This is a genomic window from Bradyrhizobium sp., from assembly GCF_036009065.1.
In the GTDB taxonomy this organism is placed as follows: Bacteria; Pseudomonadota; Alphaproteobacteria; order Rhizobiales; family Xanthobacteraceae; genus Bradyrhizobium.
Genome location: NZ_DASYMN010000373.1, coordinates 1 through 21,817 on the forward strand (window position 1 = coordinate 1; position 21,817 = coordinate 21,817).

At 64.9% G+C, this 21,817-nt stretch carries 17 protein-coding genes and 1 pseudogene; 8 read left to right on the top strand and 10 right to left on the bottom strand.

Features of this window, described 5'->3' with window-relative positions; genetic code table 11:
• Positions 1 to 125 precede the first annotated feature (125 nt).
• From smc to VGP39_RS22855, 4 genes and pseudogenes are all read right to left on the bottom strand, one after another.
• Positions 126 to 3,590, bottom strand: coding sequence for a chromosome segregation protein SMC (gene smc / locus VGP39_RS22840; protein ID WP_327570366.1), 3,465 nt, complete (start codon positions 3,588 to 3,590; stop codon positions 126 to 128).
• Positions 3,591 to 3,925: 335 nt separating this feature from the next.
• Positions 3,926 to 4,585, bottom strand: coding sequence for a DsbA family protein (locus tag VGP39_RS22845; protein ID WP_327570367.1), 660 nt, complete (start codon positions 4,583 to 4,585; stop codon positions 3,926 to 3,928).
• Between the two features lie 136 nt (positions 4,586 to 4,721).
• Positions 4,722 to 5,201 carry a DUF721 domain-containing protein gene (locus tag VGP39_RS22850; RefSeq protein WP_327570368.1) on the bottom strand — a complete coding sequence of 160 codons (480 nt, stop codon included), beginning with the start codon at positions 5,199 to 5,201 and terminating at the stop codon, positions 4,722 to 4,724.
• A 6-nt stretch (positions 5,202 to 5,207) separates the two neighbouring features.
• Positions 5,208 to 5,527 (bottom strand): annotated as a pseudogene (locus VGP39_RS22855) (HigA family addiction module antitoxin).
• Between the two features lie 219 nt (positions 5,528 to 5,746).
• Here VGP39_RS22855 and mutY point away from each other — a divergent pair.
• Positions 5,747 to 6,838, top strand: a complete 1,092-nt coding sequence (gene mutY, locus VGP39_RS22860; RefSeq protein WP_327570369.1) for an A/G-specific adenine glycosylase — start codon at positions 5,747 to 5,749, stop codon at positions 6,836 to 6,838.
• A gap of 251 nt (positions 6,839 to 7,089) precedes the next feature.
• Here mutY and VGP39_RS22865 read toward each other — a convergent pair whose 3' ends face one another.
• The 4 genes from VGP39_RS22865 to VGP39_RS22880 all read right to left on the bottom strand — a co-directional run bounded on the left by VGP39_RS22865 (position 7,090) and on the right by VGP39_RS22880 (position 10,979).
• Positions 7,090 to 8,379: a flavin-dependent oxidoreductase gene (locus VGP39_RS22865; protein WP_327570370.1), complete on the bottom strand. Its 1,290-nt coding sequence runs from the start codon at positions 8,377 to 8,379 to the stop codon at positions 7,090 to 7,092.
• A gap of 119 nt (positions 8,380 to 8,498) precedes the next feature.
• Complete coding sequence (locus VGP39_RS22870) at positions 8,499 to 9,185, bottom strand: glutathione S-transferase family protein (RefSeq protein WP_327570371.1); 687 nt, start codon at positions 9,183 to 9,185, stop codon at positions 8,499 to 8,501.
• A gap of 236 nt (positions 9,186 to 9,421) precedes the next feature.
• Positions 9,422 to 9,751, bottom strand: coding sequence for a hypothetical protein (locus tag VGP39_RS22875; protein ID WP_327570372.1), 330 nt, complete (start codon positions 9,749 to 9,751; stop codon positions 9,422 to 9,424).
• Positions 9,752 to 9,845: 94 nt separating this feature from the next.
• Positions 9,846 to 10,979, bottom strand: coding sequence for a site-specific DNA-methyltransferase (locus VGP39_RS22880; protein ID WP_327570373.1), 1,134 nt, complete (start codon positions 10,977 to 10,979; stop codon positions 9,846 to 9,848).
• Between the two features lie 236 nt (positions 10,980 to 11,215).
• Between VGP39_RS22880 and ypfJ the strand changes: the two genes are divergently transcribed.
• Positions 11,216 to 12,145, top strand: coding sequence for a KPN_02809 family neutral zinc metallopeptidase (gene ypfJ / locus VGP39_RS22885; protein WP_327570374.1), 930 nt, complete (start codon positions 11,216 to 11,218; stop codon positions 12,143 to 12,145).
• Positions 12,146 to 12,290: 145 nt separating this feature from the next.
• On the top strand, positions 12,291 to 12,854 hold the full coding sequence (gene moaB, locus VGP39_RS22890) for a molybdenum cofactor biosynthesis protein B (RefSeq protein ID WP_327570375.1): 564 nt from the start codon (positions 12,291 to 12,293) through the stop codon (positions 12,852 to 12,854).
• A 137-nt stretch (positions 12,855 to 12,991) separates the two neighbouring features.
• Here moaB and VGP39_RS22895 read toward each other — a convergent pair whose 3' ends face one another.
• The gene (locus tag VGP39_RS22895; RefSeq protein WP_327570376.1) at positions 12,992 to 13,561 is read right to left on the bottom strand and encodes a glycosyl transferase; all 570 of its coding nucleotides are present in this window, start codon (positions 13,559 to 13,561) and stop codon (positions 12,992 to 12,994) included.
• Between the two features lie 180 nt (positions 13,562 to 13,741).
• On the opposite strand from VGP39_RS22895, the gene VGP39_RS22900 reads away from it, so the two are divergent.
• From VGP39_RS22900 to VGP39_RS22910, 3 genes are all read left to right on the top strand, one after another.
• A complete protein-coding gene (locus VGP39_RS22900; protein ID WP_327570377.1) occupies positions 13,742 to 14,905 on the top strand; it encodes a PA0069 family radical SAM protein in 1,164 nt (387 codons plus the stop codon).
• A gap of 431 nt (positions 14,906 to 15,336) precedes the next feature.
• Positions 15,337 to 16,092, top strand: coding sequence for a ribonuclease HII (locus VGP39_RS22905; protein ID WP_327570378.1), 756 nt, complete (start codon positions 15,337 to 15,339; stop codon positions 16,090 to 16,092).
• 279 nt (positions 16,093 to 16,371) lie between these two features.
• Positions 16,372 to 17,880 carry a glycosyltransferase family 39 protein gene (locus VGP39_RS22910; RefSeq protein WP_327570379.1) on the top strand — a complete coding sequence of 503 codons (1,509 nt, stop codon included), beginning with the start codon at positions 16,372 to 16,374 and terminating at the stop codon, positions 17,878 to 17,880.
• A 298-nt stretch (positions 17,881 to 18,178) separates the two neighbouring features.
• On the opposite strand, the gene VGP39_RS22915 is transcribed toward VGP39_RS22910, so the two are convergent.
• Positions 18,179 to 18,973 carry a uracil-DNA glycosylase gene (locus tag VGP39_RS22915; RefSeq protein WP_327570380.1) on the bottom strand — a complete coding sequence of 265 codons (795 nt, stop codon included), beginning with the start codon at positions 18,971 to 18,973 and terminating at the stop codon, positions 18,179 to 18,181.
• A gap of 143 nt (positions 18,974 to 19,116) precedes the next feature.
• Between VGP39_RS22915 and VGP39_RS22920 the strand changes: the two genes are divergently transcribed.
• Together VGP39_RS22920 and VGP39_RS22925 are read left to right on the top strand one after the other, a co-directional pair.
• Positions 19,117 to 20,778: an electron transfer flavoprotein-ubiquinone oxidoreductase gene (locus VGP39_RS22920; protein WP_327570381.1), complete on the top strand. Its 1,662-nt coding sequence runs from the start codon at positions 19,117 to 19,119 to the stop codon at positions 20,776 to 20,778.
• Positions 20,779 to 21,024: 246 nt separating this feature from the next.
• A partial coding sequence (locus tag VGP39_RS22925) for a tetratricopeptide repeat protein (RefSeq protein WP_414644774.1) occupies positions 21,025 to 21,817 on the top strand: 793 nt, incomplete at its 3' end.

Below are 21,817 nucleotides of genomic sequence, written 5' to 3' on the forward strand. Positions count from 1 at the left end.
GCGAACCGGGGTGGGGTGACCACCGCTTCACCCAACTGTGCGGATCGATGAACATCGGCGCTGCAGCACCCCACCCCGCCTGCCTTCGGCAGGCGACCCTCCCCCTCCAGGGGAGGGTAAAAAAATCACGCCACGTTCTTGTCGAGAATCTGCCCCGCGCCTTCGAGGTCGACCGAGACCAGTTGCGACACGCCGCGCTCGGCCATGGTGACGCCGAACAGCCGGTTCATCCGTGCCATGGTGATCGGGTTGTGGGTGATGATGATGAAGCGGGTGTCGGTCGAGGCCGTCATCTCATGCAACAGGGTGCAGAACCGTTCGACGTTGTGATCGTCGAGCGGCGCGTCGACTTCGTCCAGCACGCAGATCGGCGAGGGGTTGGTGAGGAACACCGCGAAGATCAGCGCCAGCGCGGTCAGCGCCTGCTCGCCGCCTGACAGCAGCGACAGCGTCTGCGGCTTCTTGCCGGGCGGTTTTGCGATGATCTCGAGCCCGGCTTCCAGCGGATCGTCGCTCTCGATCAGGTGCAGGGCCGCCTCGCCGCCACCGAACAGCTCGGTGAACAGCCGCTTGAAGTGGCCGTTGACCACCTCGAACGAGGTCAGCAGGCGCTCGCGCGCCTCGCGGTTGAGGCTCTGGATGCCCTGGCGCAGCCGCTTGATGGCTTCGACCAGATCGTCGCGCTCGGTGGTGAGCGAGGTGTGCTGGGTCTCGACCTCGCGCAGCTCTTCCTCGGCGCGCAAATTGACGGCGCCGAGCCGTTCGCGGTCGCGGCGCAGCTTTTCAAGGTTTTCCTCGATCTCCGGGAGCGGCGCGAGCTCCGCGCCGGGCTTGATCTCGGCCAGCGCCGCGACGCCGGAAGGCTCGACTTCCAGCATGTCGCGGATTTCGCGCTCGATGTCCTCGAGGCGGCGCTTGGCGCCGTCCATGCGCTCTTCGGCGCGGGCGCAGGCCTCGCGCGCGCTCGACAGCGCTTCCAGTGAGGTCTTCGCGGCGCGGTCGGTTTCGGCCATGACGTTTTCGGCCGTCGCCAGCGCGTCGGCGGCGGCGCGGCGATCGCTTTCGGCATGCTCGATCTCCGAGATCAGCGCGCTGCGCTTTTCCGCGAAGACCGCCGGCGCATTGTCGAGTTCGGCGCGCTCGGCTCTGACCTCGGTGACGCGGGCCTCGATGGTCGATATCTGCGAGGCCGCGCTCTGCTTGCGGTTCTGCCATTCGCTGCGCTCGGCCAGAATCGCCTGCACCCGGCGGTCGGCCAGTTCCGCCTCGCGCGCCAATGCCTGCTCCTCGGCACGCACTTGTGCCGCGAGCCGGCGATGGCCGTCGATATCGGTCCGCACCGAACCAAGTTTGGTTTCGGTGTCGAGGCTCGGCGGCAACTCGCTTAAGCTTGCGGCGGCGCTCTCGTGCGCGCTTTGGGCTTCGCTGCGATCCGCGGTGAGGCGGGAGTGCGCCTCGGTGAGCGCGGATTTTCGCGCGGCATGGCGGTTGATCTCGCGCTCCGCGCCGGCGTGATGTTCGCGCGCGGCGTCGACCTCGCGGCGGGCGGCGCGCAGGGCGTCGCGCGCAGAGGTTTCCGCGCCGGATGCAGCTTTTACCTCGGCTTCGGCGGACTCCAGCGCCTGACGCCTGATGGTTGCATCGATGCGGGCCTGCTCAAGCTCGGTTTCAATGTCGACGAGCCGTGCGCGTTCGGCGAGCCGCCGCGCCGCGCCAGTGGGCGCATGCGCCGCCGCGACAAAGCCGTCCCAGCGCCAGACGTCGCCTTCGCGCGACACCAGCCGCTGGCCGGTCTTGAGTTGCAATATTAATTCCGCGCCGCGCTCCCTGGGCACGACGCCGATCTGCGCCAGACGGCGCGCCAGTTCGGACGGCGCCTCGACGTGGGCCGCCAGCGATTCGACGCCGTCGGGCAGCGCGGGATCGCCCTCGGTGACGCCGGCATTGGTCCAGCGCATCGGCGCCGACGGATCGACCGGCGCATCGAGGTCGTCGCCGAGTGCCGCGCCGAGTGCCTTTTCGTACCCCTTGGCGACATGGACACCATCGATGATCGGCGGCCACAGGTTCTTGGTCTCGCCGTTGACGATCTTGGAGATCGTCCGCGCCTCGGTTTCCAGGCGCTGCACCCGTTTGTCGGCTTCGGTCAGCGGCGCGCGGGCAGCTTCGAGCTGCTGCCGGGCGGCGACATGGGCGCCTTCCGAATTCTGCGCGGCGGACTCCGACTGCGCGAGCGCTTGCTGCGCGGCCTCCACGGCGCCGGCGAGCGCATCGAGATCGCCGAGTCCGCTGGTCTGCTGCGCCAGTCTCTCGACTTCGCTCTGGACGCCAGCGATCTCCTGATCGAGCCGCGCCAGGCGGTCGCGATGGGTGCGCACGCTGGCTTCAAGCTGGTTGCGCCTGGCGGTGAGGTCGGCCAGGACCGTGGTGAGTTCAGCGAACAGCCGCTCGGCGGCGGCCAGCGTGGTCTCGGCTTCCGATACGCGCTCATCGACGCCGCTGCGCTTTTCGACGCGCGACTTGATCTCGTCCTTCAATTCGGTGTCTTCGGCGTCGAGCCGCAGCAGGGCCACGTCGGCGTCGGAGGACTGCTGCTGCTCGCGCGCAATGTCGGAAGCGAACTGCGTCAGCCGGCGGTCGAGTTCGGCGACGCGCTCGCGGGCGCGCTCTTCCTCGCGGTCGAGCGTCTCGCGCGCATTGGTAAGCCGCTGCAGCCCGGCGGCGGCGCGGACCTCGGCCTCGCGGAGCGCCGGCAGTTCCGACGCGCGGATCGCCTGGATGCGGGCGGCTTCGGCCTGCTCGCGGGTGCGCTCGGCGAGTTCGCGGACGTTGAGGTCGTGGGTGCGGCCGGCCTCCGTCACGTCGGAATTGGCTTCCAGCCAGCGCAGGTGGAACAGCATGGCCTCGGCCTTGCGCACCTTGGCGGCGACTTCGCGGTAGCGGATCGCCTGCCGTGCCTGCTTCTTCAGGCCGTCGATCTGTCCGGCCAGTTGCCCGATCACATCCTCGACACGGGTGAGGTTGGTTTCCGCCGCCTTGAGGCGCAATTCGGCCTCGTGGCGGCGGGCATGCAGCCCGGCGACGCCGGCGGCGTCTTCCAGCACGCGGCGGCGCTGCTCCGGCTTGGCCTGAATGATCTCGCCGATCTTGCCTTGATGGACCAGCGCCGGCGAACGCGCCCCGGTGGCGGCATCGGCAAACAGGATCTGCACGTCGCGCGCGCGCACGTCGCGGCCGTTGATGCGATAGACGGAACCGGCCTCGCGCTCGATCCGGCGCGAGATTTCCAGCGTCTCCGAATCGTTCATTGCGGAGGGCGCCGAGCGATCGGAATTGTCGATCGTCATCACCACTTCGGCGTGGTTGCGCGACGGGCGGTTGCCGGAGCCGGCGAAAATCACCGCGTCCATGTCGGCCGCGCGCAACGACTTGTGCGAGGTTTCGCCCATCGCCCAGCGCAGCGCCTCGACCAAATTGGACTTGCCGCAGCCGTTCGGCCCGACCACGCCGGTCAGCCCCGGCTCGATCATGAAGTCGGTGGGTTCGACGAACGACTTAAATCCGTGCAGGCGAAGGCGCGTGAGTTTCATAAGTGATGCTCTGTTGGCAGGGCGCGAATCTCTCAAGCGTCACAATACCATAGATGGCGTTGTCATGCTGGCGGGACTCGCGGACTGCGGCTCTTGGGGCCGGACAATGGCGAGGCTGGCTTAAGAGGGCAACCGGCGGCCGGGGCTTTTCCAGAGTCTTTTGCGGGGGTTATGCCTCGTGTCCCGGACGCGGTGCGGCATTCTTCATGCCGCTCCGCAGAGCCGGGACCGTCACAGACACGGGACCCTCGTTACGGCCCCGGCTCTGCAGCGCACCGCTTCGCAAGTGCTGCGCGCTGCGCTGCGTCCGGGGCACGCGGAGCCGCGGTGCGAGATCAGCTCTTCAGCAGAGGCTTGATCACCTTGTCGAAATCTTCGAACGTGACGCCTTTGACGGCCTCGCCATTGATGAAGAAGCTCGGCGTCGAATTGACCTTCAACACGTCGGCGGCGTATTTCTGGTCGGCCGCGATCTTGTCGAGCAGCGCCTGGTCCTTGAGGCAGGTTTCCACCGCCTGCTCGCTGAGGCCCGCCTGCTTGCCGATCCGCTTCAGCGTTTCGGTGGTGTTCTTCAGCACCCAGTCGTTCTGCTGCCTGAACAGCATGTCGATCACGGCGAAGTATTTCCCGGAATCGTCCTTGGCGATGCAGCGCGCCAGCATCGAGCCCGCCGCGGCCTTGATGTCGAGCGGGAATTCGCGGAACACGTAACGCATCTTGCCGGTGTCGATATATTCCGACTTGATTTTCGGGAACACGGTTTCGTTGAAATGCGCGCAATGCGGACAGGTCATCGAGGCATATTCGGTCATGGTGACGGTGGCGTTGGCGGGGCCAAGCGCCATGTCCGGCAGCGACACCGGCTTTGCGACATCGGCCGCGGTCGCCTTTTGCGCCAGCGCGTCCGATATCAAGCGGAGCGGCGAGAGCCCGGAGAGAGCGGCAAGCCCCGTCAAGGAAAGGGCGGCGGTGAAGGCGCGGCGCGTGATGATCAACGGCTTGCTCCAGATCGGCGCGGGATCACGCCATAACAAAAGGGCTCGTCATGCCCAGCCTTCGTTCGCTAACTTGAAACGACAATTGTGGCAATGGCGGGCCGCGTTCCGCAGGTGCGCAAAAGGCTCAAAAAGCTCAATTTCGCTTGATCGAGGCACCGAGCCGCGCCAGCGCGGCCCGCAGTTCCTCATCCTCCACCGACGAGAGGGTTTTGGCGAGTTCGGCCACCTCGGCGGCATCCGGCGCCCGCGAGGCTTTGGGCTTGTCCCGGCGCGACAGCGGTGCCTGCCGCAGCGCCAGCCGGCCGACCGCGCTCCAGCCGAAGAAGCGGTTGACCCGCTGCAGAATCACGTCGGAGGCATGCTGGATCTCCAGCGCCATCGGCCCTTCCACCCGCAATACCAGCGTAGCCGGTTCCGACGCCTGCCCCTCGACCGGGCGCGGCCACTGGATTTTCAGCGGCTCCGAATGCGCGGCGACCTCGGGACCCGCGATCTCCGCCCAGCGCGTCACCAGTTCCCGCGCGGCAAAGCCCTGCTTGGCATAGGCATCGGAAAACACGTCGCTGAGCAGGACGGAGAGCGGTTTTGCGGAGATCGGGCCGGGCTTGGACATGGGTGCCTATGCCGCACGGGGGCGGATGGTTTTCAGATCGCGGTCGATTTCGCGCCGCCGCTGCATCAGATCATAGTCCATCTGCAGGCCGAGAAAGAAACCTTCCGACAGACCGAAATAACGCGCCAGCCGGAGGTCGGTATCGGCGGTGACATCCCGCTTGCCCAGCACAATCTCGTTGATGCGGCGGGGTGCGACATGAACCGCGCGCGCCAACGCATTTTGGCTGAGCTCCATCGGCTTCAAGAATTCCTCTAGCAGGATTTCACCGGGGTGCGGGTTCGGAGGAGGCCGCTTTTAGACGTGGTAGTCGACGATTTCGACATAGGTCCTCCTCGCCACAAGTACTCGTCATCCTGAGGTGCTCGCCGCATCTTGCGGCGAGCCTCGAAGGATGGGCCACGAGCGCCCGCGGCCCATCCTTCGAGACGCCGCGCAAGAGCGCGGCTCCTCAGGATGACGACGGTGCGAGTGATCATAACGAGCCGCGCCATGGCTGCAATAGCGCGTTTGGCAATGTCCTGATTCTGGTTTTAGAATGGGATGTGCCCGCATCGTTAGCCCCTAAAATACGAAAACAATCCGAAGCCGCCGCCCGCCCGGCGCTGCTGCTGGCGTGGTACGACCGGCATCGCCGCCGGCTGCCGTGGCGGCCGCTGCCGGGCGAGGCCGCCGATCCATATCGGGTGTGGCTGTCGGAAATCATGCTGCAGCAGACCGGCGTCAAATGGGTGGCGCGGTATTTCGAGAAATTCGTGGCGCGCTGGCCAAGCGTGAGCGATATGGGCCAGGCCTCGCTCGACGATGTTTTGCGGATGTGGGCCGGGCTCGGCTATTATTCGCGCGCGCGCAACCTGCACGCCTGCGCGGTGGCGGTTAAGCGCGATCACGGCGGCGCGTTTCCCGACACCGAGGAAGGCCTGCGCGCGCTGCCGGGAATCGGCCCGTACACGGCGGCGGCGATTGCCGCGATCGCGTTCGGCCGCCGCACCATGCCGGTGGACGGCAACATCGAACGCGTGGTGTCGCGGCTGTTCGCGGTGGAAGAACCGCTGCCGCAGGCAAAACCGCTGATCCAGCAGTGGGCCGCGACGCTGCTCGGCGCAACGCGCGCGGGCGACAGCGCGCAGGCGCTGATGGATTTGGGCTCGACAATCTGCACGCCGAAGAAGCCGGCCTGCGCGCTGTGTCCGATCAACGACGATTGCGCGGCCCGCCTGCGCGGCGATCAGGAAACGTTTCCCCGCAAGGCACCGAAGAAGACCGGCGCACTGCGCCGCGGCGCTGCGTTCGTGGTGACGCGCGGCGGCGAGTTGCTGGTGCGCAGCCGTGCCGAAAAAGGACTGCTCGGCGGCATGACCGAAGTGCCGACGTCAGACTGGGTTGCCGCGCAGGACGATAAGATTGCGCTGAAGCAGGCCGTGAAACTGAAAGGCTTGAGCAAGTGGCAGCGCCGGGTCGGCGTGGTCACGCATGTGTTTACGCATTTTCCGCTGGAACTTGTCGTTTATACCGCAACCGTTCCCGCACGCGCCCGCGCGCCGGACGGGATGCGCTGGGTGCCGATTGCGACGCTCGAGGGCGAAGCGCTGCCGAACCTGATGCGCAAGGTGATCGCGCATGGGCTAGGGGAGTGAGCACAGTCGTGTCCCGGGCGCGATGCGGCATTCTTCATGCCGCTTCGCAGAACCGGGACCGTACCAAACACCGAACCGTCATGGCCGGGCTTGACCCGGCCATCCAGCTTCTTCCCAAGACTCTTCTGAAGAGGGATGGATACGCGGGTCAAGCCCGCGCATGACGAGAGAGTTGTGTTCGCGACGGCCCCGGCTCTGCAGCGCACCGCTTCGCAAGAGCTACGCGCTGCGCTGCGTCCGGGGCACGAGACCTACCCCGCGCTCGACAACTGGCTCGGCGCGGGCATCGCCACGATCGGCGGCTTGGCGTTGAGGCCTTCGACCTGGAAGCCGGCGACGCGCTTGTAGTTGGCGGCGATGTCTTCCAACTCTTTAAGCGACAGCACGTCGGTGACGAGCTTGAATCCATCCGGCGCGCGTTCCTCGACCAGCTGCATCACCTGCTCCGGCCCGTTGCGGCGGTTGAGCATGACGAGGTCGGTGGTGGCGGGACGGCGCTCGGCCTCGTAGGCCGCCAGCGCCGCATTGGTCTCGCCATGCGCCAGGATTTCCCGCGTAATGACCCGCGCATCGAGGATCGCCTGCGACGCGCCGTTGGAGCCGATCGGATACATCGGATGCGCGGCGTCGCCCATCAGCGTCACCTTGCCAAAAGTCCATTGCAGAATCGGGTCGCGGTCGACCAGCGGATATTCGTAGGCGTGCGGGCAGTTGCGGATCAGACCGGGCACGTCGAGCCAGTCGAACGTCCAGTCCTTGAACCACGGCAGGAATTCGTCGAGCTTTGCGGTGCGGTTGTAATCCTCGCGCCGCCACTGATAGCTCGGCGGCATGTGCCGCTCGGCGACCCAGTTGATCTGGAATTTGCCTGACGCGTCCGGTTCTTTGGAGATGCAGTAGCAGACGAACTTTAGCACCTCGTGGCCGGCCATGATCATGGTGCGGCCGGACAGGAACGCATCGGATGCGGTGATGCCGCGCCAGAGGATGCGGCCGTTCCAGATCGGCGGGCCCTCCCGTGGATAGAGTTTTTCGCGGACCGCGGAATGGATGCCGTCGGCGGCGATCAGCAGCGCGCCGTCATGGCTGCCCGCGGATTTGCCGGTGGCCTTGTCGATGAATTCAGCGCGGACGCCGTCCGGTGTTTCCGACCAGCCAGAGAAGTGATGGCTGGTGAGGATGTTCTCCGCGCCGAGCCGCTCGGTCGCGGCGTCGAGCAGGATCTGGTGCAGCGTGCCGCGGTGGATCGAGAATTGCGGCCACTTGTAGCCGGCCTCCAGCCCGCGCGGCTCGCTCCAGATCGGCTTGCCGTGCTTTGAAAAATACGCAAGTTCTTTTGTGCGCACCCCGGAGGCGTCCAGCTGATCGTGCAAGCCGAGTTCGATCAGCTCGCGCACCGCATGCGGCAGCACATTGATGCCGACGCCGAGCGGTTTGAGCGCCGGCACGCTTTCAAAAACTTTGGCCGGCACGCCGATCTGGTGCAGGCTGAGCGCCAGCGTCAGCCCGCCGATGCCGCCGCCGGCGATGAGAACCGTCATGGTGTTTGTCCCTGTCATTCCGGGGCGCGCTCTTCGCGCGAACCCGGAATCTCGATCGACACGTCTGGATTCCGGGTCTGCGCGCAACGGCGCGCATCCCGGAATGACGTGGTGTTAGTCTACGCCGCCTTGGTCTTGAGATGGCGGAACATGATGGCGCGCGCCTCGTCGTCCATCTCAGTCTTGAAGACGAACTTGTCTTTCAGCGCGACCGCCCGCGCTGCGGCCGGCCTTGCCGAGACCTCGTCGACCAGCCGTTTCACATTGGGATAATTTGTAAACACGTCATCGCCGAGCACGAACGGCGCCAGCCGCGCCCAGCCCCAGAATGCCATGTCGACGATGGTGTAGGTGTCGCCGACCATGTAGCGGCTGTTGCCGAGATGGTCGTTGAGAATGGCGTAGTGGCGGTGCGCCTCGAACTGGTAGCGGTTGTGCGCGTATTCCAGCTCCTTCGGCGCAAAATGCTTGAAATGCACCGCCTGGCCGGAATAGGGGCCGATGCCGGTCGCGATGAACATCAGCCACGACAGCGTCTGCGCGCGATTGGCCGGCGTGCTCGGGGGCAGGAATTTGCCGGTCTTCTCGGCGAGGTAAAGCAGGATCGCATTGCTGTCGAACACCAACACGCCGTCATCGTCGATCGCCGGCACCTTGCCGTTCGGGTTGACCTTGAGAAATTCCGGCTTGAACTGGTCGCCCTTGCGGGTGTCGACCGGCACCAGCTCGTAAGGCAGGCCGGACTCTTCCAGAAACAGCGCGACCTTGTTCGGGTTCGGCGCTCCGTTGAAGTAGAATTTCAGCATATGGTACTCCGGGAATGTAGGGTGGGCAAAGCGCAGCGTGCCCACCATAGGCTTCGCGGGCTCGATCTACATCGCGTATTGTGGAATGATGGTGGGCACGGCGCAAGAGCGCCTTTGCCCACCCTACGCTCTCTGCCGCGTCATTGCCGGGCTTGACCCGGCAATCCATCTTCTTGGAAAGACTCTTCTCGAAGATGGATGGATACGCGGGTCAAGCCCGCGTATGACAATCCTATTCAGCCGAAGTAGAAAAAGCCGCATACGCCGACCGTCACCAGCGCCGCGCCGACCATATCGACGACCAGCGCAAACCGCGTGGCTGAATGCAAATCCCTCGCCTGCGTCGACCGGCTGGCGCGGTTGGCATAGCCGTGGACGATGACCTGCTGATTGAAGTTGCTGTTCGCGTTGAGCCCGTCGGACAGGCCGACGCAAATCAGCAGGATGCCGAACAGGCTGATGCCGAGAAATCCCAAGAGCCCGAACAGCAGCATCGGAAATATGCCGACGAAGAAGATCGGCAGCAGCGGCAGCAGCAATAACGTCTCGGATTGTCGGGCTCGCATCGGATGGCTCAATAAATGATGTTCTGCGTGAATTAATCAACGCGAGGCTTATCACAGCCAATCAAGGCGAAATAGGGTGCGGGCCTTGCGAAAACTACACGGCAGCCATGCCGGCGCGGATTTCGGCGCGCAGTTCGTCGATCAGCCGGAGGCCCTTCTTGGTCTCGACGTGCCAGAACGTCCAGCCGTTGCAGGCGCCGGAGCCCTGCGCCACCGCGCCGATGCGGTGGATCGAGCCGACCTTGTCGCCGAGCATGATGGCGCCGTCGGCGCGCACCAAAGCGCCGTGGCGCTTCCTGGAATCCACCAGTTTGGTGCCGGGCAGGATCATGCCGCGCTCGATCAGTTCGGAAAACGCCACCCGGGGCGCGTCGCGCGCGGTCATGAACGGCGCCAGGGTTGCTTCCGGCAGCGGCTCGATCGCGGCGATGCGGGCTTCCGCCGCGCTCGCATAGGTCTGGTCGCGCTCAAAGCCGATGTAGCGGCGGCCGAGCCTTCTTGCGACCGCGCCGGTGGTGCCGGTGCCGTTGAACGGATCGATCACCAGATCGCCCGGCTTCGAGGACGACAGCAGCACGCGCGCCAAGAGGCCCTCGGGCTTCTGGGTCGGATGAACCTTCTTGCCGTCCGCGCCCTTCAGCCGTTCATCGCCGGTGCACAGCGGAATCAGCCAGTCGGAGCGCGCCTGCACGTCTTCATTGGCGGCCTTCAGCGCTTCGTAATTGAAGGTGTAGCCCTTGGCGTGCTCGTCGCGCGCGGCCCAGATCATGGTCTCGTGCGCGTTGGTGAAGCGGCGGCCGCGGAAATTCGGCATCGGATTGGTCTTGCGCCAGACGATGTCATTCAGCACCCAGAATCCGAGGTCCTGCATCAGGGCGCCGACGCGGAAAATATTGTGGTAGGAGCCGATCACCCACAGCGTCGCCGACGGCTTCATGACGCGGCGGCAGGCCAACAGCCAGGCGCGCGTGAAATCGTCGTAGGCGGCGAAGGAGGAGAACTTGTCCCAGTCGTTGTTGACGGCGTCGACGTGGGATTCGTCGGGGCGCTTGAGCTCGCCCTTGAGTTGCAGATTATACGGCGGATCCGCGAACACCAGATCGACCGAACCGGCCGGGAGTTTCGACATCTCGGCGACGCAATCGCCAACGATGATACGCGAAGCCGGGGCAGACTCAAATTGAGTGCGGGGCGCCTTTGCAGACGCCCCGCGACGCGACACAACCATGACTCAACTCTGACTCAGGCGACGCAGTCGGCGACGCGGGACTAAACAACCGACTGGCCACACATTGACGCGCCGAGGTAAACAGCGGGTTATCGCGCGCGCACTCGTTTCATCATTGGCGCTAGGCAATTTTTGCCTGGCAGTTTATTGCTTAATGGAATGGAAATTTTACGTCTGTGGCGCGTTGAGTGACGGGCGGGTCCGCCAGCAATGAGCCGGGATGAGGGAAGAGCGCCATGCGTTACGATGACTTCCGCCGCAGCGATAATATTGATGACCGCCGCGACGACGATGGTGGCGGAGGCGGCGGCTTCGGAATACCGATGGGCGGCGGCGGCGGACTGGGAATCGGCACCGTCATCGTGCTCGGACTTGTCGGCTGGGCGTTCGGCATCGATCCGCGCATCCTGATCGGTGGCGCGGAAATCCTCACCGGCGGCCAGCAGGCGCCGAGCTATCAGACCGACCGCAGGTCGGGCCCGCCGAAAGCCGGCGCGCCGTCCGACGAGATGGGCAGCATGATCTCCGGCGTGCTCGGCGAGATCGACGACCGCTGGAGCGAGATATTCAAGGACAGCGGCCAGACCTATACCGGGCCGCGCATCGTGCTGTTTCGCAACGCCACCAATGGCGGACGCTGCGGCATGGCGCAGGCGGCGATGGGGCCGTTCTACTGCCCGCCGGACAAGCAGATCTTTCTCGACACCAATTTCTTCCGCCAGGTCGAGACGCGCTTCCGCGGCTGCTCGGGCAATGCCTGCAAGTTCACCGCGGCCTACATCATCGCCCATGAAGCCGGACATCACGTCCAGAACCTGCTCGGCATTCTGCCGCGGGTGACGCGGCTGCAGCAGCAGGCCGGCAGCAAGGTCGAAGCCAACGCGCTGCAGGTGCGGGTCGAACTGCAGGCCGATTGCCTGTCGGGCGTCTGGGTCAACCGCGAGGAGAAGAAGCGTCCGGGCTTCCTCGAGGCCGGCGACATCGACGCCGCGCTGCAGACCGCAACCGCGATCGGCGACGACACGCTGCAGCGCCAGGCGCAGGGCCGGGTGGTGCCGGACTCGTTCACCCACGGTTCGGCCGAGCAGCGCAAGCGCTGGTTCATGACCGGCTACCAGCAGGGCACGGTGCAGGCCTGCAACACGTTCGGCGCGGATCGGCTATAATCTGCCGTCATCCTGAGGAGCCGCGCGCTTGCGCGGCGTCTCGAAGGATGGCCGCGAGCGCTTGTGGCCCATCCTTCGAGGCTCGCCGTGAAGAACGGCGAGCACCTCAGGATGACGGCGGAGTTGGGGGCAAAGAGATTTGACCATGTCATCCACCGAGGAACCCAAGCAATTCATTCCGCTCAACATCGCAGTGCTGACGATTTCCGACACGCGCTCGCTTAAGGACGACAAATCCGGCACGACATTGGCGGAGCGGCTCACGGCAGCCGGCCATAAGCTCGCTACGCGCGAGATCGTGACCGACGATATCGAAGCGATCCGCTTTATTGTGAGAGAATGGATCGCCGACGCCGGCATCGACGCCATCATCACCACCGGCGGCACCGGTTTTACCGGGCGCGACGTGACGCCGGAGGCGATCGAACCCTTGTTCGAGAAGCGCATGGATGGCTTCTCCATCGCCTTCCACATGCTGAGCCACGCCAAGATCGGCGCCTCGACCATCCAGAGCCGCGCCACCGCCGGCACGGCGGGTGCGACGTTTATCTTCTGCCTGCCGGGATCTCCCGGCGCCTGCCGCGACGGCTGGGACGGCATCCTGGCGCACCAGCTCGATTACCGCACCCGGCCGTGCAATTTCGTCGAGATCATGCCGCGGCTCGACGAGCACCTGCGCCGCCCGAAGGCCAAGGGCGCGTCGGTGTAGAAGTTCGTCATCCTGAGGTGCTCGCCGTCTTCGGCGAGCCTCGAAGGATGGCCGCATGCACTGTGGCTCCATCCTTCGAGACGCCGCGCAAGGGCGCGGCCCTCAGGATGACGGCGATACAAGTGGCATCGGCGCAGTCACGCCACCATGATCCGGCTGCGCAGTTGCGTGCGCGAGGAGCGGCCGAGTTGCCGGAGCAGCCTCGCCTCGGAACGCGGCGCGTCCGGCGCGTAACCGCCGAGGCGGTCGTAGTGATCGCGCGCGATCAGCAAGCCCTGGTCGGCTGAAGGACCCGCGATCATCCGCGCGATGAATTTCAAGCCGTCGCGCAGGCGGGTATCCGCATAGGGCGAACGGGCGTAGCGGAAGATTCCGGCGCGCGGCCGGCCGCTGATCGAGACGCCCTGAATGAATTGCGCGGTCTCATCAATCCAGCCGGCATCGAGCACGGCGCCTGCATGCAAAAACATCAGCCAGGGCGAACGCGCCTGCCGGGCGCCTGCCGCGAGCGCCGCGGCGTGCGATCCCTCGAACGGCAAAAACCGGCATCCGGCGACGTCGGCGACGCGCTCGATCACGCCACTGCTGGAGCGGTCGACCAGCAGCACCTCGCGCACCACGCCCGCCGCTGCCCCCGGCACCAGCGCCGCAAGCGTGGCCACGGCGGGCTGTTCGACGCCTTCGGTGGGGATGATGACGCTCAGCATGGACGGCTCTTGGGATACCTCAAACGACAAAACGCCGCACTGTTATCACCTTGTCACACTCAAAACAGCCGCCGCGTTGCAGCTTTTTGCGGCAAATCGAACGCTTGCGATTTCCCGGTTTGCTGTGGATCGTCGATTTTATGTTCTTGATTTGTTCTCATGGCATGCTATGTTGCGGCCATGAGCCGAGCATCCTCCGCCGCCCTCAAGCACCCGCCGGTCACGGCGCCCTCCGAACCGGCGGGTGCGCTTTCTCCTTTTCCCGAACTTAGCGTCGCGATCGAGCGCGAGCGGCGGCGTGGCCGCGGCGCGCAGTCCAATGAAAGCGGCCGGTTCGAGGCCGAGGCGCGGGTCGCGTTCGACGACGGCTGGCAAAGCCTCGACGAACTGCCGCCGTTCAAGACCACGGTCGCCGTCGACACCGCGCGAAAAGTCATCACCCGCAACGACTCGCCGGATATCGGCTTCGACCGCTCGATCAATCCGTATCGCGGCTGCGAGCATGGCTGCGTCTACTGCTTCGCGCGGCCGACCCACGCCTTTCTCGGCCTGTCGCCCGGGCTGGATTTCGAATCGAAACTGTTCGCAAAACCCGATGCGCCGGCGCTGCTGGAAAAGGAACTGGCGGCGCAGGATTACCAGCCGCGGATGATCGCGATCGGCACCAACACCGATCCCTACCAGCCGATCGAGCGCGAACGAAAGATCATGCGCGGCATTCTGGAAGTGCTGGAGCGCGCCGGCCATCCGGTCGGCATCGTGACAAAATCGGCGCTGGTGACCCGCGACATCGATATTCTGCAGCGGATGGCGAAGCGCAGTCTCGCCAAGGTGGCGCTGTCGGTGACCACGCTCGACGCAAAGCTCGCCCGCACCATGGAGCCGCGGGCCTCGACACCATCAAAACGGCTGGAGGCGCTGCGGCAATTGTCCGCGGCCGGGATTCCGACCACGGTGATGGTGGCGCCGGTAATCCCCGCGCTGAACGATTCGGAGATCGAGCGCATTCTCGATGCCGCCGCCCACGCCGGCGTCAAGGAAGCGGCCTACGTGCTGCTGCGGTTGCCGCTGGAGGTGCGCGACCTGTTCCGCGAATGGCTGATGGCGAATTATCCCGACCGCTATCGCCACGTCTTCACGCTGATCCGCGATATGCGCGGCGGGCGCGACTACGACTCGCAGTGGGGAACGCGGATGAAGGGCACCGGTCCAATGGCCTGGATGATCGGACGAAGGTTCGAGATCGCCTGCGAGAAGTTGGGGCTGAACAAGCGGCGCTCGAAACTGACCACCGACCATTTCGCGCGGCCGAAGCGCAGCGGGCAGCAGCTCAGTCTGTTTTAGCGAGAGCTAACCGCGAGTCGTCCACGCGAAGGCGGGGACCCATACGCCGTGTCGTCTCGTTTTGGCATTGCAGCGGCGGCTTTTGTGCCAGGGGTTATGGGTCCCCGCCTTCCCACTAGGGCATGCACATATTTACCATCAGCTTTGGCCATACAATACCGCCGTCATCCTGAGGTGCTCGCCGCTCCTTCGCGGCGAGCCTCGAAGGATGGGCCACGAGCGCCTGGGGCGATCCTTCGAGACGCCGCGCAAGCGCGCGGCTCCTCAGGATGACGGTTAAATGTGCGGCTTGGAATGCAAAGAAAAGATATGTGCATGCCCTAGCGCCTTCGCGGGGACGACGTTGTGCAGGACTAAACGCCCCTCTGAATAACGGGCACTGCCCCGAGTTCCCGGTTGCGCCGCCGGATTGGCCGCCGCACCATCCCGGCATGATTCGGGATAAATCACAGAACGGCCAAGCCAAGCTGCCGAAAGGCGTCATCGCGGTGGCGCCGCCGAGTTTTCGCCGCGAGCGCGCGCTGATCAAGCGCGGGGTCTGGCCGGTGGCGGGCTGCGACGAGGCCGGGCGTGGGCCGCTGGCCGGGCCGGTGGTGGCCGCCGCCGTGGTGCTCGATCCCAAGCGCATTCCCAAAGGCATCGACGACTCCAAGCGCCTGACGCGCGAGCGCCGTGAAGAGCTGTTCGAGCAAATCTGCGCCACCGCGTCGTTCGCGGTCGCCTTTGCCTCGCCGGCGCGGATCGACCGCGACAACATCCTGCGGGCGTCGCTGTGGGCGCTGGCGCGCGCGGTGCAGGCGCTGCCGGAAATGCCGAGGCACGTGTTCGTCGACGGCCGTGACAAGCTCGACACGTCCTGCGATTGCGACGCGGTGATCGGCGGCGACGGCCTGGTGATGTCGATCGCGGCGGCGTCGATCATCGCAAAGGTCTCGCGCGACCGGCTGATGTGCAAGCTGGCGCAGGATTGTCCCGGCTACGGTTTTGAACAGCACAAGGGCTACAGCGTGCCCGAGCATCTGGAGGCGCTCGACAGGTTGGGGCCGACCGTGCATCACCGCCGCTTTTTCGCGCCGGTGATCGCCGCGCGTGAAAAGCATGAGGGCGTCAGCATCGAAAGTGTGCTCGGCGCCGTGCAGGTCAGCGGCATCGTCGAGGTCTCCGTGAGTGCCCACTCCTCATCCTGAGAGCTTGTGAATCTATTGATTTTTGCGTTTTCCGACATGAGTCAAATCAAAGACTTAGGACCCGCAGAAACGTCGAAATTCGAATAGATTCACAAACTCTGAGGAGCGCTCCTTAAGGAACGCGTCTCGAAGGATGGCCGCGCGCTGCCATGGTTCGAGACGCGCCGCTGCGCGGCGCTCCTCACCATGAGGGTCCACTCGGCCGCCGCCAGCTGACGGAGTTGCCTGAACAGCCCGTGCACTCTATCACTGCCGAACCGATCCCCCGCTGGCTGCTTCATGCGTTTTACCTCCCTGATCATCGAACTGATCCGCGCCCGGCCGCGGCTGGTGGTCTGGATCGTGGTGCTGTTCCAGGCGGCGTTATGGCTGATCCTGCCGCTCGTGCTGTATCGAAGTCCGCCGGGCGATGTCGCGACCGTGCTGGCCTATGGCCGCGAATATCAGGTCGGCACCGATCTCGGTCCGCCGCTGGCGTTCTGGCTTGCCGACATCGCCTTCCGCCTCGGCGGCAATCACGTCTTCGGCGTCTATTTGCTGGCGCAGCTGTGCTTCATCGCGACATTCTGGGCGCTGTTCTCGCTGGGCCGCGCCATCGTCGGCGGCCAACAGGCGGTGGTCGCGGTGTTGCTGACGCTCACGGTCACGGCGTTCAGTTTTCCCGGCGTCGAGTTCGGGCCGCTGGTGCTGGCGCGCCCGCTGTGGGCGCTGCTGCTGCTGCATTCATGGCTGGTCATCGGCCAGGGCCGCCGCAATGCCTGGTTCGCGCTGTCGATCGAGGCCGGCCTGCTGCTGCTGACCACATCCGCCGCGATCGGGCTGCTGCTGCTGGTGGTTGGATTTGCGCTGGCCACCGCGCGCGGCCGGCGCGCGCTGATGTCGTTCGATGCGCTGTTCGCGCTATTGGTGATCGCCGTGCTGGCGCTGCCTTATTTGATCTGGCTGATCCGCGCCGACACCCTCGCGATGCCGCCGCTGCCCGCGGTCGCGGAGTTGAGCGCGCGCGCGGTTCACTGGGGCGTGCTGCTCGGGTTCCTGGTAGCGGCGATGTCCGGCATCGTGCTGCTGGTTATTCTCAATTCGCCCCGCTTCACGCGCAATCCGGAAGAGGCGCCGATCATCTTCCGGCCGCCGGTCGATCCACTGGCGCGGCATTTCGTTTATTTCTTCGCGCTGGCGCCGGCCTTTGGCGTAACCTTGATCGCCGCTCTGTTCGACCTCGATCGGGTGGTAGGCGATGCCGGCATAGCGCTGTCGATGTCGGGACTGGCGGTGGTCGTCGCGGCCGGCGATCTGGTCCATCTGCGGCGGCAGCGGCTGCTGCGTTCGGCCTGGGCGGCTGTGATCGTGGCGCCCGCGCTTGCAACGCTTGCAACCACGCTGTTTCTGCCCTGGGCGGGCACCGCGGAAGTGGCGACCTCATTGCCTGCCACCGCCATCGGCCGTTTTTTCGGTGACAGTTTTGAGCGCCGCACCAACCGTCCGCTGCGCGCGGTGGCGGGCGACGCCCAACTCGCCACGCTGATCGGAATGGACTCTTCGCGTCCGCATGTGTTTCTCGATGCGACGCCGGCGCGGACGCCATGGATGACACCTGCAAAATTCAATGAACTCGGCGGCGTCGTGGTCTGGCGCGCGTCCGACACCGCCGGCACGCCGCCGGACGAACTCGCCAAACGGTTTCCCGGCATCGTGCCGGAAATCCCGCGCGCCTTCGAGCGGATGGTCACAGGGCGCCAGGGCCTGCTGCGAATCGGCTGGGCCATCGTGCGGCCGAAGGCGCCGTAGAATAGCTACGTTCCCCGGACGCAGCGCAGCACGTAGCTCTTGCGGAGTGGTGCGCTGCAGAGCCGGGGCCGTAACGAGGACAATTCTCTCGTCATGCGCGGGCTCGACCCGCCTGCGGGGCCGAAGCCCCTTCGGCGAGGCGAAGGCCCGCGCATCCATCCCTCTTTTTTCAGAAGAGTCTTTTGAAAAAAGATGGATGGCCGGGTCAAGCCGGCCATGACGGTTCTGTGTTTGCTACGGTCCCGGTTCTAAGCAGCGCTTCACAAGAGCTACGCGCTGCATCGCGTCCGGGACACGGCTACGCCAGCGCCTTGGAGATCGCGCGCAGATCCTCCCAGGCCAGCCGCTTGTACGATGGCGAGCGCAGCAGATAGGCCGGATGGAAGGTGGCCATCGCCTTGATCCTGCGGGTGCCGGTGTCGTAGTCGAACCAACGCCCCCGGGTTTTCATGATGCCCTCGCGGGTCGACAGCAGGGTCTGGGTCGAGGGATTGCCCAGCGTCACCAGCACGTCCGGATTCACCAGTTCGATCTGGCGCTGGATGAACGGCAGGCAGATTTGCGTCTCCTGCGGCGTCGGCGTGCGGTTGCCCGGCGGCCGCCATGGAATGACGTTGGCGATGTAGGCTTTGGTGCGATCAAGCCCGATCGCCGCCATCATCCGGTTCAGCAACTGGCCGGAGCGTCCGACGAACGGCAGGCCCTCGATGTCTTCCTCGCGGCCGGGCGCCTCGCCGACGAACATGATGCGCGCCAAAGGATTGCCGTCGGCGAACACCAGCCGCGTCGCGGTGGATTTCAGCGCGCAGCCGTCGAACCGCTCCAGCATCGCGCGCAAGACCTCGAGCGACGGCGCGGTGCGCGCCGCTTCCCGCGCTGACTGGATCGCCACCTCAGGCGCCGGTGCGGCTTCAGCGCGCGCCGGCAATACGGCCGGCGTTGTCCTGACCGGCGAAGATTGCGGCTGACCGCGCGGGGCGGTGGTCTCATCCGAGATCCGGTTGACCGGCTCGTCCATCAGCGCGCAGTCGACCCCGGCCTCCAGATAAAAGGTCAGCAATTCGTGGGCGGTGAGGGCGCGGTCAGGTGTCATGGCGTAACGTCAGGGTCATCAAGGCAATCTAGGACGGATCGCGCCGCAGCGAAACGCCTCAAGCTTCATTTCCATGGTTGTTCTCAAGCGAAAAATCGGAAACAACAGCTTTTAGAAGCGTTCTCGATGAGTGAGATGACACCATGAGCACCGACGAAGATCTGCCGCCCCGCGAATCCATGGAATTCGACGTCGTCATCGTCGGTGCCGGTCCGTCCGGCCTCGCGGCCGCGATCCGGCTGAAGCAGCTCAATGCGGAGTTGTCGATCGTCGTGGTCGAGAAGGGCTCCGAAGTCGGCGCGCATATCCTGTCCGGCGCGGTGATCGATCCGGTGTCATTGGACAAATTGATCCCGGACTGGCGCGAGGACGCCGATTGCCCGCTGAAGACGCAGGTGAAAGACGACCAGTTTTATCTGCTGACCAAATCGGGCGGCTTCCGGCTGCCGAATTTCTTGCTGCCGCCGCTGATGAACAATCATCGCTGTTACATCACCTCGCTCGGCATGGTGTGCCGCTGGCTCGGCGCCAAGGCCGAGGCGCTCGGCGTCGAGATCTATCCGGGCTTTGCGGCAGTCGAAACGCTCTACGGCGACGACGGTGCGGTGCGCGGCATCGCCACCGGCGACATGGGCATCGCCAGGGATGGCTCGCACAAGGATTCATTTACGCGCGGCATGGAGTTGTTGGGAAAATACACGCTGTTCGCCGAGGGCGCGCGGGGCAGCCTGACCAAGCAGTTGATCACCAAATTCGCGCTCGACAAGGATTGCGAGCCGGGCAAATTCGGCATCGGCCTCAAGGAAGTCTGGCAGATCGATCCGGCCAGGCACGAAAAAGGCCTGGTGCAGCATTCGTTCGGCTGGCCGCTCGACAACTCGACCGGCGGCGGGTCGTTCCTATATCACTACGACGACAATCTGGTTGCCGTCGGTTTTGTCGTGCATCTCAACTACGACAATCCCTACATCTATCCGTTCGAGAAATTTCAACGCTTCAAGACCCATCCGAAGATCCGCGACACTTTTGCGGGCGCCAAACGTCTCGCCTATGGATCACGGGCAATCACCGAAGGCGGCTACCAGTCGGTGCCGCGCCTGACGTTCAAAGGCGGCGCGCTGATCGGCTGCGCCGCCGGCTTCGTCAACGTGCCGCGCATCAAGGGCGTTCACAATGCGATGGCCAGCGGCATGCTTGCCGCCGAGAGCATCGCGGCTGCAATCGCCGCCGGCCGCGCCAATGACGAACTGGTCGATTATGAAAACGGCTGGCGCGATTCGAGCATCGGCAAGGACTTGTACCCGGTGCGCAACGCAAAACCGCTGTGGTCGAAATTCGGCACCATCCTCGGCAATGCGCTCGGCGGCTTCGACATGTGGTGCAACACGCTCGGCTTCTCGCTGTTCGGCACCCAGTCGCACGCCAAGCCGGATTACAAGACGCTGAAGCCGGCCAGGGAATACCAGCCGGTCGCCTATCCGAAGCCGGACGGCAAGCTGACCTTCGACCGGCTGTCATCGGTGTTCATGTCCAACACCAACCACGAAGAGGACCAGCCGGTCCATCTGAAGGTCGCCGACATGAACCTGCAGAAGACATCGGAGCACGACGTCTATGCCGGTCCGTCGAATCGCTATTGCCCGGCCGGCGTCTATGAGTGGGTCGAGGAACCATCAGGACCGCGCTTCCAGATCAACGCCCAGAATTGCGTCCACTGCAAAACCTGCGACATCAAGGATCCCAACGCCAACATCACCTGGGTTCCACCCGAAGGCGGTGGCGGGCCCAATTACGAGGCAATGTGACCACGATTGCGTGAGCGCAACGTGTGGTCTGGCGAAGCCGGCCACGATACCGCCACAGTGAAAGCGCTTTCAGGGGCCGCGGGCTCAAATGGACCATCGCCCGGGGGCAATTGCCGCCAATCGATTCGCCGCCCGTATCCTTGCGATTGAACGCCAAACGCGGCATTGTCAGTCGACTTGATGCTGCCGGGTCGGTTGCGCAGCTTGAAGACTATCCGTACAAATCCTGGAGCTAGGCGAATCGTGATGTTTTCCATTCGTTTCAATCGCTTGGCGATTGCCGCCGCCGCCATCGCATCGCTGGCATTGCCCGGCCAGCTTCTGGCGCAGACCCCGGAGCGGCCGACCGACACCACGGCGCCATTTCCCTCCAGCCGCGACATGAAAGGCCTGACCACGGCGGGCAGCTATCTGGCCGCGCGTCACGCCAGCGTGGAACGCGATGCCAGTGCGGCGGCGACGTTCTATCGCTCCGCACTTCGCAGCGATCCGAAAAACAACGAACTGCTCGATCGCGCGTTCATCTCCTCGCTTGCCGAAGGCGATATCGACGAGGCCGTAAAGCTCGCCGACCGCATCCTGATTATCGACAAGAACAACCGCGTCGCGCGCCTGGTGGTCGGCGCGCGCGACCTGAAGCAGAAAAAATACGCGGCCGCGCAGGTCAACATCAATCAGTCGGTGCGCGGACCGATCACCGACCTGGTCGCCACGCTGCTGTCGGGCTGGGCCAGCTATGGCGCCGGCGACAGCAAGACCGCGATCGCCAATATCGACAAGCTGACCGGACCGGAATGGTACCCGATCTTCAAGGATCTGCACGCCGGCATGATCCTCGATCTCGCGGGCAAGGAAAAGGATGCCGGCACGCGTCTCGAGCGCGCCTACAAGCTGGACGATTCCGCGCTTCGGGTCACCGACGCTTACGCGCGCTGGGTCTCGCGCAACAAGGATGCCGCGGCGGCGACCGCCGTCTATGCGGCGTTCGACAAGAACCTCGCGCGCCATCCGCTGGTGCTGGAGGGCATTCGCGAGACCA

Bases quoted from the DNA above. Each gene is read 5' to 3' on its own strand.
- VGP39_RS22875 (WP_327570372.1), bottom strand. From the start codon at position 9,751: ATGCGAGCCCGACAATCCGAGACGTTATTGCTGCTGCCGCTGCTGCCG.
- ypfJ (WP_327570374.1), top strand. From the start codon at position 11,216: ATGCGTTACGATGACTTCCGCCGCAGCGATAATATTGATGACCGCCGC.
- smc (WP_327570366.1), bottom strand. From the start codon at position 3,590: ATGAAACTCACGCGCCTTCGCCTGCACGGATTTAAGTCGTTCGTCGAA.
- moaB (WP_327570375.1), top strand. From the start codon at position 12,291: ATGTCATCCACCGAGGAACCCAAGCAATTCATTCCGCTCAACATCGCA.
- VGP39_RS22900 (WP_327570377.1), top strand. From the start codon at position 13,742: ATGAGCCGAGCATCCTCCGCCGCCCTCAAGCACCCGCCGGTCACGGCG.
- VGP39_RS22915 (WP_327570380.1), bottom strand. From the start codon at position 18,973: ATGACACCTGACCGCGCCCTCACCGCCCACGAATTGCTGACCTTTTAT.
- VGP39_RS22880 (WP_327570373.1), bottom strand. From the start codon at position 10,979: ATGGTTGTGTCGCGTCGCGGGGCGTCTGCAAAGGCGCCCCGCACTCAA.
- VGP39_RS22905 (WP_327570378.1), top strand. From the start codon at position 15,337: ATGATTCGGGATAAATCACAGAACGGCCAAGCCAAGCTGCCGAAAGGC.
- VGP39_RS22850 (WP_327570368.1), bottom strand. From the start codon at position 5,201: ATGTCCAAGCCCGGCCCGATCTCCGCAAAACCGCTCTCCGTCCTGCTC.
- VGP39_RS22920 (WP_327570381.1), top strand. From the start codon at position 19,117: ATGAGCACCGACGAAGATCTGCCGCCCCGCGAATCCATGGAATTCGAC.
- VGP39_RS22910 (WP_327570379.1), top strand. From the start codon at position 16,372: ATGCGTTTTACCTCCCTGATCATCGAACTGATCCGCGCCCGGCCGCGG.
- VGP39_RS22865 (WP_327570370.1), bottom strand. From the start codon at position 8,379: ATGACGGTTCTCATCGCCGGCGGCGGCATCGGCGGGCTGACGCTGGCG.
- VGP39_RS22895 (WP_327570376.1), bottom strand. From the start codon at position 13,561: ATGCTGAGCGTCATCATCCCCACCGAAGGCGTCGAACAGCCCGCCGTG.
- VGP39_RS22870 (WP_327570371.1), bottom strand. From the start codon at position 9,185: ATGCTGAAATTCTACTTCAACGGAGCGCCGAACCCGAACAAGGTCGCG.